Origin of the sequence: Vibrio ostreicida (assembly GCF_013074385.2) — a bacterium.
In the GTDB taxonomy this organism is placed as follows: Bacteria; Pseudomonadota; Gammaproteobacteria; order Enterobacterales; family Vibrionaceae; genus Vibrio; species Vibrio ostreicida.
Map to the genome: position 1 here is coordinate 105028 of NZ_JABEYA020000016.1, position 17665 is coordinate 122692.

Consider the following 17665-nt stretch of genomic DNA (forward strand, 5'->3'; position numbering starts at 1 on the left):
TCAATAGATTATCATAGAATAAAACTTAATATATTTTATAATATTAAAACAGAAGATAGAAAAATCACATGTATTTGGCTCAAACTTAAACTTAAACTTAAACTTAAACTTAAACTTAAACTTAAACTTAAACTTAAACTTAAACTTAAACTTAAACTTAAACTCTTTATATCATGGAACCTAGTATTATAACATAAGAGTCAGTCATATTTTGAAACATAATCTAATGTACGTTCGTAGTCTTCAATATAATCCATTTCAGCCCAAAAAATTCCCTTAATATCTTCCACATAAATGAGGGATTCATTAGGTACAAAGTTATATATCACATTTTCCCACCAGAGACCATTATCTCCTTTTACCTCAACAAGCTCAATTAGACTCTCTCGGAATTTCTTTATCATAGTTCCACTTAGGAGGCCAATACCTACATATTCCCCAGTAGTCTCTTCCACTGAGAGTTCTTTTCCATATTTTAACAGATGATTACCTTGGTAATTAAAACGATAATCTGCATCTTCAATGCGACTACTATCAGCTAATAGTATACTGTTATTGCTCTTATTATTATTGTTTATCAACCTTTCCAGTGCGTTCCTTTCAAAAAAGAGATCTGCATTTAATACAATAACATCCTCATCAGTTTCCAATTCTTGCTTCGCGAACCAAAGTGAGGCAATCGAATTGGTAACGCGATAGAATGGATTCTTGTAAAATTTTACGCCATCCCCTAAGCATTCAACTATCAGCTCTGACCGATAGCCAACAACAACTGAGATATCATAAACACCAAACTCTCTTAATAACCTACACGTCCGCTCAATTAGAGTATTTCCATTTACTTCTAGTAAGCACTTTGGTTTTCCATCAATATGTCTTGAGATCCTACTACCAACGCCAGCTGCCATTAATATTGCTTTCATTCATTTATTCCTTTGGTAATAACTGTAAGTTCTCGGATCAAAACATCAATATCTTTTTTCGTTTGATTTCCCATATGAGAAACTCGAAATATTCTACTTTCTAACTCTCCTCCTGAAGGGGCAACAAATATATTTTTTTCTATCAGCCGCTCCACAATATCGCGTGCATTCATTCCAGTTCCTACCTCGACTGAAGTCATTGCATTTGGCAATCGGTTAGCATATTCATACAAAGGTAATTTCTTTTCCAAAATTTGAGTTCTAAAGTATAAAGATAACTCTTTTGCTCTTTCAATGTAGAAGTCATTGCCCTTATCAAACCAGTCATCAAAAAATGCGTTTAGTTGAATTAACACGCTGATCGACGGCGTAAATGGTAATTGCCCTCTATCTATATCTCTAAGGTATAGGGAAAAATCAAAATATAGGGGTACACCTTCGCTCTGCTGGATAGTAGGTATGACACCTTCACTTAATATTATGAAAGACATTCCAGGGTGGAGACCAAAAGCTTTATGCGAGCTAATTATTAGGCAGTCTATACCGTCACGGAGAATATCAATTTCATCCGTTACTGCCATACTTATCCCATCGACAATAAACTTGCAGTTTGTCTGCTTACAAAGAGCCCCCAAGTCAGAAAGGTTGTAAAGAGCACCAGTTGTCGTTTCGTGTCCGTTGACAATAAGGTTATCTACATTATCTAGATCTAAGCCAACGGGTACAGTCGCATCTCCACAGTTCAGACTTATACTTTGAACACTTTTCTTGTGCCTATTTAGTATATCTATAAATCGTTGGGCAAAACCTCCCCCATTAATTACTAGACTGTTATGCTCTGGGAGGACTAAGTTCAAAATAGAAGCTTCCATTGCGGCAGTGCCCGTCGCACTCAAAAATATAACATCTGAGTTTGGACCCGCATTAAACATCTTCAACAGATTCTGTTTACACTTTAACGTGAGCTTAGAGAATTCTTTTGTCCTAAAATAGGGAAGTTCATGTGTAAGGACCTCTCTAACTGACTCTTCCATGGGTACGGGACCCGGTGTGAAATTATAAAATTTATTATTCATCGATTAGTTCCAAGTCAAAACAGTCGTCTTTCCAATCTCCCTTATAGGTCTTTGGGACTTTCCAATCTGGTCCATATCTAGCCACAAGCCAGTCTTCAATATCTCCTGGAATAAAGTACTTTTTAGATTTAAACTTAATGACATCTAGTTTTTGGAAATATCTTAGTTCCTGCTTTCTTACGTACCCTCTTTCCGAGTGGTTTTCATATAAGTCATCATTTTGATACCAAAACAAGATATCAAAAATTACATTTTCTTTATTATAAAAAACTATTTGCTGTGTAAGATTTAAATGTCTAGCAATTCTTCCTATTTTGTATCCACTTTGTTTAAACTCGTTTACGATTCTAGATACATCTCCCACTTCAATATCGAAAACATCCACATCAATGTCATTGTCATGGGCAATAAACGAGCCTTCTCTATATAAACCAAGTACCGTCCCGTCAGTAAGACGGTACTTTATTTTCAGGTTTGACAAGATCTCGCAACATTCATCCATAACAATATACGAATTTTCTGGTAGTGGCTTATTTATGTCAAAATCAAAGAAATGGTACTCAATAAATTGATTGCTAAATATTTTTTTAATAAAAAACATTGCACTGTGAACGTACTTTTTTATCATTGCATTTCTCATAATATTATAACTTGTAATGTCATTTCCATTCTACGCACTTTCCTCTATTAACTTCTTTTTTCCCAAGGAAGTAACCAAACTTATTGTTGAGAACAAATATTACGATAGGAAGAGTAAATGTGCACAATAGAAACGCTTGTATGGATTTTTCAATATCACTAGAGTAACTAATTCCTATCTTTGGCAAGATTCCCATAAATAAAGAAATGATTACAGTATGCGTACCAAGAATAACAAGAGAGTTCCTTCCGATATAAGAAAGTAAAGAGGACTTTGCGATTATATTAGATAATGAAATTATCATTATTGTCCCAATTACACCCTGAATGTAGAGCTCAAGCAATTCTCCATACTCACGATGTGACATGTTGACGAGTTCTGAGTAACTGATCAAATACCAAGAGAGAGTGAAAGTAATTAAAAATGTAACCACTCCCAATGAGTTACTTTTCAAAATAAAATCTTTGGCTACACAGCCAAAATGATAAAAACCCAAAGCGACGAAAGCAATGTCAATGCTTACTGGGAGCTTGAGGGCTGAATATTTACTTACTAGATACCCGAGTAAGACGGCCACTACAACGATTATATGCACATACTTTTCTAAAGCTACACGATTTATAGCATTATATAGAGACTCTAAAACAAACAAACATGGAAGAAACCATAACGTGATATTAAACATCCACTCACCATATCCATTCGCATAAAATAATCCTATTGACTTGTCGATTAAATCTTGCTGAGAAAGTACAATGGAGCTACTAATGAAACTAAATAATATGAGTAAACCTAAGGATGCCAATGAAAAGAAAAAATATGGTTTTATTAATGTGTTGAATCTCGTTTTGGTTAACTCTTTAATACTTCTCTGTTTGTAAAAAAGCCCAGAAACAAAAAAGAATAGCGGTATATGAAAGGAGTATAACCATTTATGAAGTAGGGTTCCTGAAATAAAGCAATGTGAAAGTATAATACATAACATTCCAATTCCTTTTACGATATCAATTTTTTCTATTCTCATAGATTTATTTCCTCACTTTATTTTTAACTTTAAGTCTTTGATTTATAATGCCATGTTATTTTCTCATTGCTATGTTTTATTCCTTTATTCCTTTATTCCTTTATTCCTTTATTCCTTTATTCCTTTATTCCTTTATTCCTTTATAACGCTAAAGGACAACGCGGTTCCTCTACTCAAATATGTCTTAGCTTTTTTTCCTAAAATTTCTTCATAATGCTTTGGAGCCAATCCAAATCCCGGTCTAATACTTTTGACGTTCTCTTTAGTTAAAGCTTCGCCAGCTTGTATATCTTTAATAATATAGAGCGAGCGTCGAAATTGAACATTACCTTTTTCCGCTTCAGTTCGTTCATAGTTAATTGAACCTAAGGCTTTCCAAGCCGTAGCAGTATCTTTACAAAGCGCTTTTAGCTCCATAGGCTCGAGTGAAAAACTGTCATCGGCACCACCACCATTTCGATCCATCGTAACATGCTTTTCTATCAAACATGCTCCCATAGCCACGGCAGCGACCGCGGTTGCATTATCAATCGTATGATCTGAAAGTCCCGAAAGTACACCAAATTGTTCGCTAATATCGGTGATCGTTTTTAAATTATATTGTTCTGCTGGTGCGGGATAGCCACTAACACAGTGAAGAACAACTAACTCCTCACATCCATTCTCTCTCGCTGTATCTATCGCTTCGGCAATTTCCTTTTTATTAGCCATTCCCGTTGAAATGATCATGGGTTTCCCTGTTTGAGCTACACGCTTTATCAGTGGGAGATCGATGACTTCAAATGATGCTATTTTGTATGCCGGAGCGTCGAGCTCTTCCAATAAATCGACTGCCGAAAAATCAAATGGTGAACTAAAAATCGTTATCCCTAACTCTTTTGCCTTTTTAAACAATGGCTTATGCCATTCCCATGGCATGTGAGCATTTTTGTACAGGTTGTACAAACTTTGACCATCCCATAGCCCACCTTTGATTTGAAATTCCTCGTTGTCGCAATCCATCGTAATCGTATCATGAGTGTAAGTCTGTAGTTTTATTGCATCCGCACCCGCATTCTTAGCTTCTTCCATAATTTGGAATGCTCGATTAATATCACCATTATGATTAGCGGATAGCTCAGCAATGATGTAGGGAGTAAATTCGGGGCCAATTTTTCTACCATCAATTAAAATATATGGTTGCATATAAGTCTCGCTAAATAGGTTTTCGTACAAACGTTTCAGTGTCTATCTTAACGTAATGTGCTTTTTTGAATAGATTTTGTGAGGCTACATTGGCTTTAAGTACAGTCGCTTTTAAAGTCAGATCTGGATGTAGTTTATCAATGAGGGAAAGAGCTGACGTCGCTACACCTTTTCCGTAACACTCAGGAGCTAAGAAAATGGAAACTAGGTAGGTCTCAAATTCCAAATGGTCTAGCCTCACCACACCAAGCTTTTGATCAGAGTGACTGTCGAGAATAATGTAAAAGTAATCGGTCGTACTCTCTAGTTTTTTCATCATCCAAGCATTGTGAGTTTGCCATGACGGTATCTCTGGCGAAACTGCGTATTGACGAGTTTTCGGATGGCACTGCCACTGGTATACTGTTTTAATATCGGAGTCGGTCGCAAATCTCAATTTAAAATCTGTTAAACCAATTTCTACCAATTGTTTCATCTCCAATATCAGCCTATCTGTTCCCCGTCCATCACAAAGCTTAAAGCTCGTTTCTGAAAAGGCTTTCCATTCCTCCAACAGGTATTCATATGTACCTAATAACTTTGATTCGATTTCATTCAAAGAAACTTTAACCGCGGCAGAATATTCAACAAGCTGCCAACAAATCGTTTTTTGATTGTCAGCAAGTGGAATCAAAATGCTAGGAAGCCCAAGACAAGCTCTTTCCCAACACGTGGTACCGGGAGCGCCAATTGCTACGTCATGCCTAAGCATAAGACTCGCCATATCTCGCTCAAAATCTTTATGATAAACATTTCCGTGCTGCGCACACCATTTTTTTACTTCATTATAGTGAGGGGCTCTTTGACTTAGCAGCACAGTAAATCGTGCATTAACACGCCCATGTAAAGCTTTTAAAACTCTCAGTGTAGCATTGGGATTATCAATCCCCCCCATTGATACCAAAATGCTTGGGGAATCAATAGGAAATACACGATCTCGCGCGAGTGGTCTCTGTCTCAAGAACTGTCGACCTAAAATCGCATAGTCACTGCCTGTAAGGACGAGGGGACCCCTAGCGTATTCAGAAACTTTCCGACCCAGAGTTTGATCGATAACCATGTCTGCAAAGTGATAACGGACCAAATCGTCAATGGCAACCATGAAGCAGTTCAATTTTTGAGCTACGTAGCGTTGCCACTCAGCATCTATTCCATAATGGTCAGTGATTACAATATCTGCAGACACAACAACATTGACGAAATCCCAAGCGTCCTCTGACGCTGGTCTCAATAACCAAGCAGCGTAATCATTTTCATATTTGGCCGTTAATACATCAGTAGGTACCGTCAGCCGCAAGACACAGAAACCACGTTCTTCTACGTAGGCGATCATATCCCCTTGCTGCTCCAAACAAGCGAATTCAACAATAGCACCTCTGTCCTTCAAAGCCTCGCCAAGTACGAGACAACGCATCATATGACCACTACCTATCGTTCTGGAAGCGTCAACTCGAAAAACTATCTTCATACTATATCTAATTCATCACCGCGAATAGTGCTTCTGCCAAAGCCCAATCTTCTGGTGTATCAATATCTTGAACATGACATCTAGGTAATAAGACAACTCGAGAGTGAGGAGAAAATATTGACTTTTTCTCAAAAAAAGCCACTTTCTTTCCCCAATAGAACTGACCCGCATCATGGTACGTTTCTTCTAAATCCTGAGATCGAGTTTGCTCGTGCTCCGGTGTCACCATAGAAACAGCGCCGCTAGAAGAAAGCTTAATCGCACGTTGGATTGAAAATGGAAAAGTAGTTGCGCTAAATACAAATTCACACTGATGTTCTTTAAGTATCCTGTAGCCTTCGCGTAAGGATTCCGCTTTCACGAACGGTGCCGTTGCGTAAAGACAGCAAATATCTTCAATCGGCCACCCATTATCATTACACCACCCTATAGCGTGATGAATGACATCCATCGTAGTCGCATAATCATCTGAAAATTCATCTGGTCTTGTAAAAGGAACCTCGGCACCATAACTTCGTGCTACTTGAGCAATCTCAGGGTCGTCTGTCGAAACAATAACTCGATCAAAACATTCTGAGGCTAAAGCGGCTTCAATCGAATAGGCAATCATAGGTTTCCCATGAAAATACTTAATATTTTTACGAGGGATCCGCTTACTACCTCCTCGCGCCGGGATAATTGCAATCTTCAAGATGCTCAATTCCTTACTTTGATTCCTTTACCAGCTAAAAAGCGTTTAGCTTCATTGGGAGTTTGCTCCGTAAAATGAAATATTGCCGCTGCTGCTAACGCATCAACGCCTGTTTCATCAAAAGCATCGCACATATCTTGATAGTCTTTAGCGCCTCCGTTCCCAATGACCGGAATATTCACCAATTCAACAGCTCTTTTAAATAAATCATAATCATATCCAGAAAGGCATCCATCAGTCTCTATTCGCGTAACTAATAGTTCACCAGCACCATGAGCTTCGACTAGTTTGGCCGCTTCTAAAAATGAATAAGAGGACTCTTTACTTCCAGAATGAGTAAATACTTTATATAAACCGTTCTCTTTTTTGACATCAAGAGAAACGATGATACATTGGCAGCCAAATGTTTCTGATGCCTCTCTAATTAGCTCTGGATTTTCAATTGCCGATGTATTGAGGACAACCTTATCTGCACCGGCCAAGAGAACTTTTCTGATTTGCTCTACAGTTTTAATTCCGCCACCTACAGAAAGAGGCATAAAACACTCATCTGCAATATCGTGAATTAACTTATAGTCAGGCTCTCTGTTTTCACTTGTCGCTTTGATATCAAAAAATACAAGTTCATCCACATTGCGCATATTGTAGATTTTAACTGTTTGTATTACCGATCCTGTGCGACGCCAAGAGTTAAATCCTTCCCCTTTAACGAGACCAAAATCCGCATACAACATAGTAGGAATAATTCGACGTTTTAACATTACTTACAGTTCCAAAAAATTCTTTAGTAACCCTAGACCCAATTTTTGGCTTTTTTCAGGGTGGAACTGAGTACCAAAAACATTTCCTTTTTGCACTGCACAGACAAAGTCACCGCCGTGCTCTGAATAAGCTAGAATATGATTTTTATCTTCTACAACATAATGATAGCTATGCACAAAATAGAAATCACTTTCATCTGGAACATCTTCGAAAAGTGGAGATTTGCACACAGAACTAACCGTATTCCACCCAACATGAGGTACTCGTGACCTCTTGTCATTGGGCGATAACCTTACAATTTCTCCAGGTATCAGGTTCAAGCCCTTAGTTTCGCCATGCTCATGCCCTAGGGTTGATAAGATCTGCATACCAAGACATATTCCTAGTACTGGAATATCATCAACGGAAGCGGACTCAACAATCGCATCCACTAATCCTCTGGATCTTAGTTCTTGCATGGCTCTAGTATAAGAACCAACCCCTGGTAAGATAAGCTTATCAGCTTGCATTATATCTTCTGCAGTGGATGCGATTGACGATTCAAACCCGCACGCTTTGATGGCTCGGACTACCGAGCCTATGTTACCCATTCCGTAATCGACTATTGACACTGTCATTAAAATTTATTCACTAATGTTAGTTATCGTAGTTGAGTTTGATTAGGTTCCCTTTCTTATCTCGCACTAGGTTACCTTTGCGGTCGACTTTGAACAGTTTCTTGTTCGTGAATCGATCACAGATTTCATCAAACTCGCTCTTAGAGATATCAATTTCGTCCAGTACACTCTCCAATGATCGCCCAAGGTAGACAGAAGGATAACTACCATCATTTTCTTTTAAGAAATCAACGATATCATTTCTTTCTAAGCGCCCACGCCTAATATGATTGTTGGCCTGATCAGTAGAACGACCAAATCCATACTTAATATATTTAAAGTAGTCATGGATCCGGTGATAGAAATTGTCCAAATTTTCGTAATTGACTAAGCTGCCTTCCGTAGGCGTTGGGTACGTTTCAAAACCGTAGGCTTGAGCAAGTAACGTGTTGTTGTAACCATCCCAAGGAAAGTAATAACCCAGAAAAACACCCGTCACACCAACTCGTTTGAGGCTCTCATCTGAAGGATAAAAGTATGGAATTAAGTCACTACGAGTAATACCATCCTGTCCAATAAGATCCGTAATACGCATACCTAACATCCCACCAAACTCTTCTAACCAACGGCGGTCTAGGACATTATTTTCTGCGGCAGAAGCCGGGCCTCCATACTCATGCTGAGAGTTTTCACCCCAAATTATTAGTGGGATGTTTTTTTCTACAGCGACCTGAATTGGAATCGTGAATATAGTCACATGTTCAGCCCATTGAATATCACCGACTTCACGCAAAGCCAATCTCGATAACTTTCGACGTACCTTAGGATTGGTCGTCACATTGACGTGATCAACACCCAGTTTTTTCAAATTTTCTAAATTACGACGACCGATTTCTGACAAGGAATCGGTTTCAGCAGTGACACATAGTGGGTTTAAACCCGACTGTAGAACCCGAATTACCTGAAATGTACTATCTTTCCCTCCACTGACTGGAATAATACAATCATAATTGGAACCATCAATAGACTTATAGCGATTTGTTATTTCATTGAATTCTTTTTTTCGCTCAGCCCAGTTAATCTCTGAGCGTTCTTCATAATTAATACAAGCACTACACTTACCATCTTCATTAAACCAAAGGTCTGGTTTAGTTTCTGGGTACATACATGTATTACAATATTTTATTTTCTTCATTACTTAGCCTGCTATTTCTTGTTCAAAATATGTTTTAGCGTATTAACAACTATATCTTGCTGAGCTTTAGTCATTCCATGAAACATTGGCAATGATATCGCTTCTTGGTAATAACGTTCCGACTCGGGAAAATCGCCTATAGAGAAACCCATATCTCGATAATAAGGTTGGATATGAACCGGTATATAGTGTAAATTAACCCCTATACCACTGGCGCGTAATTCATCAAAGACTTGACGATGGCTTAAGGAAATTTCATTCAGCTTTAACCTCACTACAAATAAGTGCAACCCTGAATAAGTATTCTCCAATTGGTGAGGTAGAATAACAGGCTGCCCGGAGAGTAGTTGGGTATATCGCTCAGAAAGTTCATGACGAGCTGCAACAAATTTATCAAGCCTGCGCATTTGACTAACACCCAAAGCTGCTTGTAACTCTGTCATTCGGTAGTTGAATCCCAATTCAACTTGCTGATAGTACCATCCCCCATGAGAAGGCTCTGTCATCAAGTCTGATTCTCGAGTAATACCGTGACTACGCAACAGCATCATTTTATTAGCGAGCTCTTCTCTATTCGTAAGTGCTGCACCACCTTCCGCTGTTGTGACAATTTTGACGGGATGAAAACTAAAGACCGTAATATCAGAATATTCACAATTTCCGACCGGTTTATCATGATACCGCCCTCCAATAGCATGAGAAGCGTCTTCAATAATTTTAAAACCATACTCTTTCGCCAGACGACTGATTGCTTTCATGTCACAAGGCTGCCCGCACAAGTGAACAGGCACAACAACTTTTGGCAATGTATTATGGGTTTTAGCCTCGATTAATTTCTGCTCGAGCCTCTTTGGACACATATTGTAAGTACGCGGGTCAATATCAACAAAGTCCACTTGAGCCCCACAATATAAACCACAGTTCGCTGAAGCAACAAAAGTAGTCGGTGAGGTCCACAGCCAATCACCTTCTTTCAACCCAAGAGCTAAACATGCGATATGTAATGCAGAAGTGGCGCTATTAACAGCTATTGCATATTGCGCACTAGTATGATCAATTAAGGCTTTTTCAAACGCTGGCGCTTGCGGACCTTGAGTTAAGAAGTCAGATTGAAGAACCTCTACAACCTCATCAATATCTTGCTGAGATATCTCTTGTTTACCATATGGAATCACTGTATTACTCACACTTCAAAGTTTGGGTCTACATGCTCTTTAATGAGCAAACGCAAGCTATCGACTGTTTCCCAATCTACATTTGTTCCCGAATTGTACTTGAAACCAAACGGGACTTTTTCCGCTCTATGGTGCTCAATATACTCTTCTTCAGTGTAAGTAAATGATACAGAGGGCAAAATTGCGTAATAACGCCCCAAATCAATCGTATTCAAAGAATCTGTGTCAGTGATCATCTCTTCGTGAAGTTTCTCTCCAGGTCGGATACCCACTACATTTAAGCTGCACTCTGGTGCAACTGCTTTAGCAACATCTAGGATCTTATACGATGGGATCTTTGGAATGAAAATTTCTCCGCCGAGGTGATTCTCTAACGCATACATCACCATATTGACTCCATCCTGAAGAGAGATGTTGAATCGCGTCATTTCTTTATGAGTAATAGGAAGTACCCCATCCTCTTTTTTGGACATAAAGAAAGGGATCACCGAACCGCGAGAACCCATAACGTTACCATAACGAACAACGCTAAAACGAATGTCTTTACTGCCTTTGATATTATTGGCGGCTGCAAACAACTTATCAGACGCCAACTTGGTCGCACCATATAGATTAATAGGTGCACAAGCTTTGTCAGTAGATAGCGCAACAACGTCATGAACACCGGAAGCCAAAGCAGCATTGATTACATTTTCAGCACCATCAATGTTAGTACGTATACATTCAGTAGGATTGTACTCAGCTGTGTCTACTTGCTTGATCGCAGCTGCATGAATGATAACATCAACACCTTCACAAGCCTGAATCAATCGTTCACGATCACGAACATCCCCAATGAAAAATCTCAACTGCGGAAATTCTTTTTGTGAATACTTCTGTTTCAGCTCGAACTGTTTGAGTTCGTCACGAGAAAAGATAATGATTTTTTTGACTTTTCTATAACGTTCTAAAATCGTTTCAACAAACTGTTTACCAAAAGACCCTGTTCCACCTGTAATTAGAACTGTTTTATTATTCAACATATTTAATCCAAGAAAATTAATATTATTTAGCCTAAGTCATTTGTAACCATTTAGGCCTTATAGATGACTGTGAGACAGAATCCATATAAGTATTTCTATTGTAATTTGACTTTAAATACAACCAACCGATATGCAACTAGAAAAACCAAGCATAACCACTAAAATCTGTAGTAAACTCCAATAAATGCAGTGGGCTGTGCGATGAGCCGGTGGACAACAAACTTGTGATCTATACTACTCACATGAGCACTGAATGAGCGTTGTTGTACTTTTACTTGACTAGTATCTCTTAAGTCGTTCCCGTCTGCGTTATCAAAATTTTCTTTATTATTCTATACCTATAGGAACGCTACCGCCCTTGAGTTTAGCTCCCACAAGCAAATATTGTCTAGATCATTACGTTGCAACACATCTATTTTCAATGTGAATTCAGCTTGATGTTTGCCCGAATTGTAACATGGTGGAGATTGCTGAGTCACGGTTTACTATCATTGAATGGCTCTAACTGATGTCGTATTATACAGAGTATCATTCTGATTAAATGATGGCTTATTACAAACTCTGACGTTCTGATTCCTAAATGTAGGCTATTTATCCTTGCGTAGCATATACGAAGTCAAAGAACTACCATGCTGTCACAGAAAAGTGGCAAGTAAAAAATATATCTAATAACATTAGATATAACTAGGATATGCAACTAGGCGAAATTACCCAAAGTAGTTTTTGCATCACATTGAGATAATGATACATTTCACATTATGGAGTTTTGTGTGAGATACCTGCCAAATCCCGCATTACTGTTGATTATTTTATTTTTAACTTTAATCTAGCATACAGGAGAAAGAGACTTTGTGCTTCTAGCTTATAGCTACGGCCACTGATATAATTTCAATAATCTCAACCTTATTACTTGGAAACTTATTATGATTATCGTAACTGGTGGTGCAGGCATGATTGGCAGCAACATCGTTAAAGCACTTAACGAAAAAGGCGTCAACGATATTTTGGTCATCGATAATCTTAAAAACGGCAAGAAGTTTCAAAACCTCGTCGATCTCAACATTACGGATTACATGGATCGAGATGATTTTCTAGCTCAAATCATGGCTGGGGATGACTTTGGCCCTATAGACGCAGTTTTCCACCAAGGGGCATGCTCTGCAACGACCGAGTGGGACGGTAAATATATGATGCTCAACAACTATGAGTATTCCAAAGAGTTACTTCATTACTGCTTAGACCGAAAGATACCTTTCCTATACGCGTCATCGGCCGCCACTTATGGTGAGACTGACACCTTCATTGAAGATGTACAGTACGAAGGCGCATTAAACGTCTATGGCTACTCTAAACAACTTTTTGATAACTATGTTCGCCGTATCTGGCAAGATGCAAAAGCTCATGGTGAAGAACTGTCTCAAGTAACCGGCTTTCGTTACTTCAATGTCTATGGACCAAGAGAGCAACATAAAGGTTCAATGGCTTCCGTTGCTTTTCATCTAAACAATCAAATGAATGCGGGCGAGAATCCCAAATTGTTTGCTGGTAGTGAAACTTTCCAACGAGATTTCATCTACGTCGGTGATGTTGCTGCGGTTAACTTATGGTTTATGAATAGCGGTGTTTCTGGCATTTTTAATTTAGGTACCGGTAACGCTGAGTCGTTTGAGGAAGTAGCAAAAGCCATTATTAATTTTCATGGTTCGGGTAAAATAGAAACAATTCCGTTCCCTGAACACCTAAAAGGCTCCTATCAAGAATTTACTCAAGCAGATCTGACGAAACTGCGTGAAGCAGGCTGCCAACATCCGTTTAGAACCGTTTTTGATGGCGTATCCGAATACATGTCGATAATCAATAGCTAGCTTTCAGATGTACTTGTCCACCATAACAACAAGCAGGGCATAAGATGGCAAAACCCGCTGTACTGCATATTTGCCTCTCTAGGGGTTGGGGAGGCTTAGAGATGTATCCTATTCGAGTAGGTAAAGCATTGTTAGACCAAGGCTATAACGTTTACGGATTATGTATAACAGGAACACCAGTTTCTCGCGGCCTAGACGAGGCCGGAATCGAGGCATTTAGAGTCTCGAGCAAACCGGAGTTGATCCTTAATAAGTTATTTAAACTTAATAGGTGGCTGGAAGAAAGAAATGTAAATGTCATCCACTGTCACAAATCTGGAGATATTCTGATCTCAGCGCTTTTGAACTTACAGAAAAAGAGAAAGAACTTTTTTACTGAACATATGGGTGTGACTAAGCCTAAAAAAGATCCATATCACAAATGGACCTACAGTCATATCGAGCAAGTTTTTTCCATTAGCGATGAAACCTACAAACGCAACTTATCAGCCTTACCCATCGATTCTAATCGAATCTCTCGTTTATGGCTTGGTACTAATATTCCTAGTCCTATAGAGTCGCCTGTGGAAAGCTCTCTTATCAAAAAAGAAATGGGACTGAGTAGCGACATTATGATAATAGGTAATATAGGGAGAATATGTCCGGGAAAAGGCCAAAAAGAGCTTCTAGAAGCATTTGCGATCGTCGCTGAAAAGTTTCCAAAAACTCTTTTATTACTTGTCGGAGGTCTCAAAGTTTCAGAAGGATCAGACGCCTGTTTTGTAAAGTCGCTACAGGATCGCATCACTGAACTTCGCCTCAACGAACGCGTAAAGCTAACTGGCTTTCGCAAAGATACAGAACGAATGTTGGCGGTTATGGATATCGTTTGCTTACCCAATCATAATGAAGCCTTTGGACTCACAGCAATAGAAGCCATGGCGGCTAAAAAAGCGATAGTAGGGGCGAATACGGGGGCCTTGCCAGAAATTTTGGGGCCTATTGCCTTACTTTGCAATCCACTTAATCCAAAAGACATCGCGTCAAAAATCGAAAAATATTTATTAGATTCTAAATCAAAAGACAGAAACGCTGATTTAGCATACCAACGAGCCATGAAGGACTTCTCAATGGCATCACATATATCTAAACTTGAAAGATACTATGACAATTAATGTAAAACGAAACAATTATCTAATTTATTTCTCTTCAATATCAATTTTCCTTGTATTATTCTTCCTCCTCAGCACTAATAATTTTACTGTTGCCGTTGCTGCATTCACCGTAATTATATCGACCCTACTATTATTTATTAATCGAGAAAAAATCGGTTTCGACAATACAGATAAGTTAGTCGTAATCTGCTTAAGCTCCTACTTTCTATCGAACATACCTCTATCCATTATCGACTCAGGTGAATTTCGTTATTTTAGAGGGGCTTCTAGAATCGCACTATGCATTCCTGTCTACTTCTTTTTCAAATACATCGTAACAATAAATGACTTCCATAAAAAACCTCTTATTTGGGGCACTATATTGGGTTCGTTAGGTGCGTTTTCAGTCGCTTTTTACCAGTTTTTTATTGAAGGAAGAATACGTGTAGATGGATTTTTATTTAGTATAAATTTTGGTTATTTATCTTGCCTGTTGGCGGTACTGTCCTTAACTCTTTTCACTTATAAATACTACCGCCCTTTACTCATCGTGAGTTTCTCTCTCTCGACTTTGGCTATGCTGATGACCCTCACTAGAGGCGCTATTTTAGCTCTCCCACTAGCTATACTGTTGATGGTGTTCCTAGACTTTAAAAAAATTGGATATACTAAAGCGTGCCTCGCTATAAGTATGGTGGCTATAATCTCTATTGGGTTATACCAAAACAGCCCATCGTTCAAACAACGTGTAGATTATACTGTTAGTGAGACTAAGAAAGTAGCACAAGGCGACATTAGCAGAGCAAAGTCGACGGGAGGACGGATCATGCTTTGGCGAGCCTCGTTAGAAGCCTTTAAGATACGCCCTTTATTCGGGTTGACCTATCCCGAACGAGAAAGCCTTAATCTCGAATTAGCGGAAAGAGGCATCGTCAACAATTGGGTTGCTGGCGTCAAACGCGGCCATGCTCACAGCCAATATTTCGAGCAGATAGCGACTGGTGGACTGATTGGAGTTATCGCTCTTACCTTCACCCTACTCATTCCATTTATTTACTTTTTTAGAAAAAGAAAACGCTCTCAAGCAGCCTACATTGCTACGTTTTTTATTCTTGCATTATCGATTTGCTGTCTAACCGAAGTTGCTTTACAGCAAAACCTAATCAGTACATTTTATGGCTATATGCTTGCTTTATTATTCGCAGTTACTCAGCATGAAATCAACCAGAACGCCTTACATGGAGAAGTCAATGATAAGCTTGAGATTGAAACTTAGAAATAAATTCAAGATTACAGGCAAGCATAATATTTCCATTGACCCTTCCGCGAATATCAAAGGGTGTAGGTTGACTATCAAAGGATCAGGCAACCATATAGAGATAGGCAAAAATGTCAATCTAAGAGATAGCCACATTGAAATTGATGGTAATAACTGCACTTTGATAATAGGCCACAACTCAGTCATTGGTCATAACTGCTACCTGTCCTCACGAGAAAATAATACGACCCTCCGAATTGGTGAAGGCTGTATGTTTTCAAGAAATATAAAAATCATGACGAGCGACGGACATAATATCCTAAAGAACGGGCAAAGGATTAACCCTGCAAAGGGGATATCAATTGGTAATCGGGTATGGCTTGCAGACAATGTGACAGTCTTAAAGGGCGTTGAAATAGGAGAAAGTGCCATTGTAGGTATTAACTCCACATTGACTAAATCTATTGCCTCTGGTGTTATTGCTGCTGGCAACCCTGCAAAGGAAGTTCAAAATAATGTCCTATGGCAACATGAGTTAACCTATTAAATGTACTTGTTCTTTAAAGTAGTCATTCAAACATGAAAATTCTTATCATCGGCCCGTCTTGGGTAGGCGACATGGTCATGTCGCAAAGCCTATACACCACACTCAAACGCCAGCACCCAAGCGCCAAGATAGACGTGCTCGCTCCAGCTTGGTGCAAGCCCATTCTCGAAAGAATGCCTGAAGTCAATCAAGCACTCGAAATGCCAATGGGCCATGGAGAATTCAACCTTCTTGGTCGCCGATCTCTAGGTAAAGCGCTCGCAAAATCTGGGTATACCCATGCTTATGTTTTGCCCAATTCAGCCAAATCGGCCCTGATCCCTTGGTTTGCAGGAATTCCAATACGAACGGGGTGGAAAGGAGAATTTCGCTATGGCCTACTGACTGATCTTAGAACTGATAAACGAATGTTCCAATACATGGTTGAGCGCTATGTGGCTTTAGCTTCAGAAAATAGCGCGATGCAATCAAATGTCTCATTAGCACAGTGCCCAAGACCTCAGTTGCGGGTTGACAAGGCTTTACAAGAGAAGGTTTGTCAGCGGTTACAATTATCACTGAAACCGCCTATTGTCGGTTTGTGCCCCGGCGCTGAGTTTGGACCAGCAAAACGCTGGCCAGATGCCCATTATGCTGAATTGGCAAAACATCTTATCAACAAGGGACAACAAGTCTGGTTGTTTGGCTCGGTAAAAGACAAGCAAGTCACCGAGAAGATTCGATCAGCATTGACGCCATCTCAGCAAAAAGCCTGTTTCAATCTAGCGGGCGAGACGACACTAGTGGAAGCGGTCGATCTTCTCGCGGCTTGTCACACCGTTATATCGAACGATTCTGGTTTGATGCATGTGTCTGCGGCAGTTGGCTGCAACATCATTGCTATTTATGGTTCTAGCTCACCAAAATACACGCCACCCCTGACCGAGCAACTCGCAATGGTGCATAATGACGTCGAATGCCGCCCGTGTTTTAAGCGAGAGTGCCCACTTGGTCATCAAGACTGCTTAAATAAGCTGATGCCCACCCAAGTTATCTCTGCTGTAGAAAAATTCATTGAGTAATAATT

General features: G+C 39.3%; 17 protein-coding genes. 5 read left to right on the plus strand and 12 right to left on the minus strand.

The genetic code is table 11. The features are described from left to right. Window positions 1–200: 200 nt before the first annotated feature. From HLM86_RS16375 to pseB, 12 genes are all read right to left on the minus strand, one after another. Complete coding sequence (locus HLM86_RS16375) at window positions 201–923, minus strand: phosphocholine cytidylyltransferase family protein (RefSeq protein ID WP_170883237.1); 723 nt, start codon at window positions 921–923, stop codon at window positions 201–203. Next, window positions 920–1999, minus strand: coding sequence for a pyridoxal-phosphate-dependent aminotransferase family protein (locus tag HLM86_RS16380; protein WP_170883236.1), 1080 nt, complete (start codon window positions 1997–1999; stop codon window positions 920–922). The genes HLM86_RS16375 and HLM86_RS16380 overlap by 4 nt, the downstream gene beginning before the upstream one ends. After that, complete coding sequence (locus HLM86_RS16385) at window positions 1992–2627, minus strand: LicD family protein (RefSeq protein ID WP_170883234.1); 636 nt, start codon at window positions 2625–2627, stop codon at window positions 1992–1994. Before HLM86_RS16385 ends, HLM86_RS16380 begins: the two co-directional genes overlap by 8 nt. A gap of 31 nt (window positions 2628–2658) precedes the next feature. Then, window positions 2659–3663, minus strand: a complete 1005-nt coding sequence (locus tag HLM86_RS16390; protein WP_170883232.1) for an acyltransferase family protein — start codon at window positions 3661–3663, stop codon at window positions 2659–2661. Window positions 3664–3795: 132 nt separating this feature from the next. Beyond that, entirely contained in the window at window positions 3796–4848 is a 1053-nt protein-coding gene (gene pseI, locus HLM86_RS16395) for a pseudaminic acid synthase (RefSeq protein ID WP_170883230.1), read from the minus strand. A gap of 10 nt (window positions 4849–4858) precedes the next feature. After that, on the minus strand, window positions 4859–6355 hold the full coding sequence (pseG, locus tag HLM86_RS16400) for a UDP-2,4-diacetamido-2,4,6-trideoxy-beta-L-altropyranose hydrolase (protein ID WP_170883228.1): 1497 nt from the start codon (window positions 6353–6355) through the stop codon (window positions 4859–4861). Window positions 6356–6362: 7 nt separating this feature from the next. Then, the gene (gene pseF / locus HLM86_RS16405) at window positions 6363–7046 is read right to left on the minus strand and encodes a pseudaminic acid cytidylyltransferase (RefSeq protein WP_170883226.1); all 684 of its coding nucleotides are present in this window, start codon (window positions 7044–7046) and stop codon (window positions 6363–6365) included. A 5-nt stretch (window positions 7047–7051) separates the two neighbouring features. Next, window positions 7052–7807, minus strand: a complete 756-nt coding sequence (gene hisF, locus HLM86_RS16410; RefSeq protein ID WP_170883224.1) for an imidazole glycerol phosphate synthase subunit HisF — start codon at window positions 7805–7807, stop codon at window positions 7052–7054. A gap of 3 nt (window positions 7808–7810) precedes the next feature. Continuing rightward, the gene (gene hisH, locus HLM86_RS16415; protein ID WP_170883222.1) at window positions 7811–8425 is read right to left on the minus strand and encodes an imidazole glycerol phosphate synthase subunit HisH; all 615 of its coding nucleotides are present in this window, start codon (window positions 8423–8425) and stop codon (window positions 7811–7813) included. 19 nt (window positions 8426–8444) lie between these two features. Continuing rightward, on the minus strand, window positions 8445–9599 hold the full coding sequence (locus HLM86_RS16420; RefSeq protein WP_170883220.1) for an N-acetyl sugar amidotransferase: 1155 nt from the start codon (window positions 9597–9599) through the stop codon (window positions 8445–8447). Window positions 9600–9610: 11 nt separating this feature from the next. Further along, entirely contained in the window at window positions 9611–10786 is a 1176-nt protein-coding gene (gene pseC, locus HLM86_RS16425) for a UDP-4-amino-4,6-dideoxy-N-acetyl-beta-L-altrosamine transaminase (protein WP_170883218.1), read from the minus strand. Then, window positions 10783–11796, minus strand: coding sequence for a UDP-N-acetylglucosamine 4,6-dehydratase (inverting) (gene pseB, locus HLM86_RS16430; RefSeq protein ID WP_170883215.1), 1014 nt, complete (start codon window positions 11794–11796; stop codon window positions 10783–10785). The genes pseC and pseB overlap by 4 nt, the downstream gene beginning before the upstream one ends. 923 nt (window positions 11797–12719) lie before the next feature. On the opposite strand from pseB, the gene rfaD reads away from it, so the two are divergent. Genes rfaD through waaF form a run of 5 tightly spaced genes read left to right on the plus strand, consistent with a single transcriptional unit; the run spans window position 12720 to window position 17660 of the window. Beyond that, window positions 12720–13661, plus strand: a complete 942-nt coding sequence (gene rfaD, locus HLM86_RS16435; protein WP_170883213.1) for an ADP-glyceromanno-heptose 6-epimerase — start codon at window positions 12720–12722, stop codon at window positions 13659–13661. A gap of 44 nt (window positions 13662–13705) precedes the next feature. Then, window positions 13706–14815: a glycosyltransferase gene (locus tag HLM86_RS16440; protein ID WP_254868835.1), complete on the plus strand. Its 1110-nt coding sequence runs from the start codon at window positions 13706–13708 to the stop codon at window positions 14813–14815. Then, the gene (locus HLM86_RS16445) at window positions 14805–16070 is read left to right on the plus strand and encodes an O-antigen ligase family protein (RefSeq protein ID WP_170883212.1); all 1266 of its coding nucleotides are present in this window, start codon (window positions 14805–14807) and stop codon (window positions 16068–16070) included. The genes HLM86_RS16440 and HLM86_RS16445 overlap by 11 nt, the downstream gene beginning before the upstream one ends. Then, window positions 16045–16599 (plus strand): acyltransferase, encoded by a 555-nt coding sequence (locus tag HLM86_RS16450; protein ID WP_083949346.1) that lies wholly within the window; start codon window positions 16045–16047, stop codon window positions 16597–16599. Before HLM86_RS16445 ends, HLM86_RS16450 begins: the two co-directional genes overlap by 26 nt. 32 nt (window positions 16600–16631) lie before the next feature. After that, window positions 16632–17660, plus strand: coding sequence for a lipopolysaccharide heptosyltransferase II (gene waaF, locus HLM86_RS16455; RefSeq protein WP_170883210.1), 1029 nt, complete (start codon window positions 16632–16634; stop codon window positions 17658–17660). The last annotated feature ends 5 nt before the right edge of the window (window positions 17661–17665 follow it).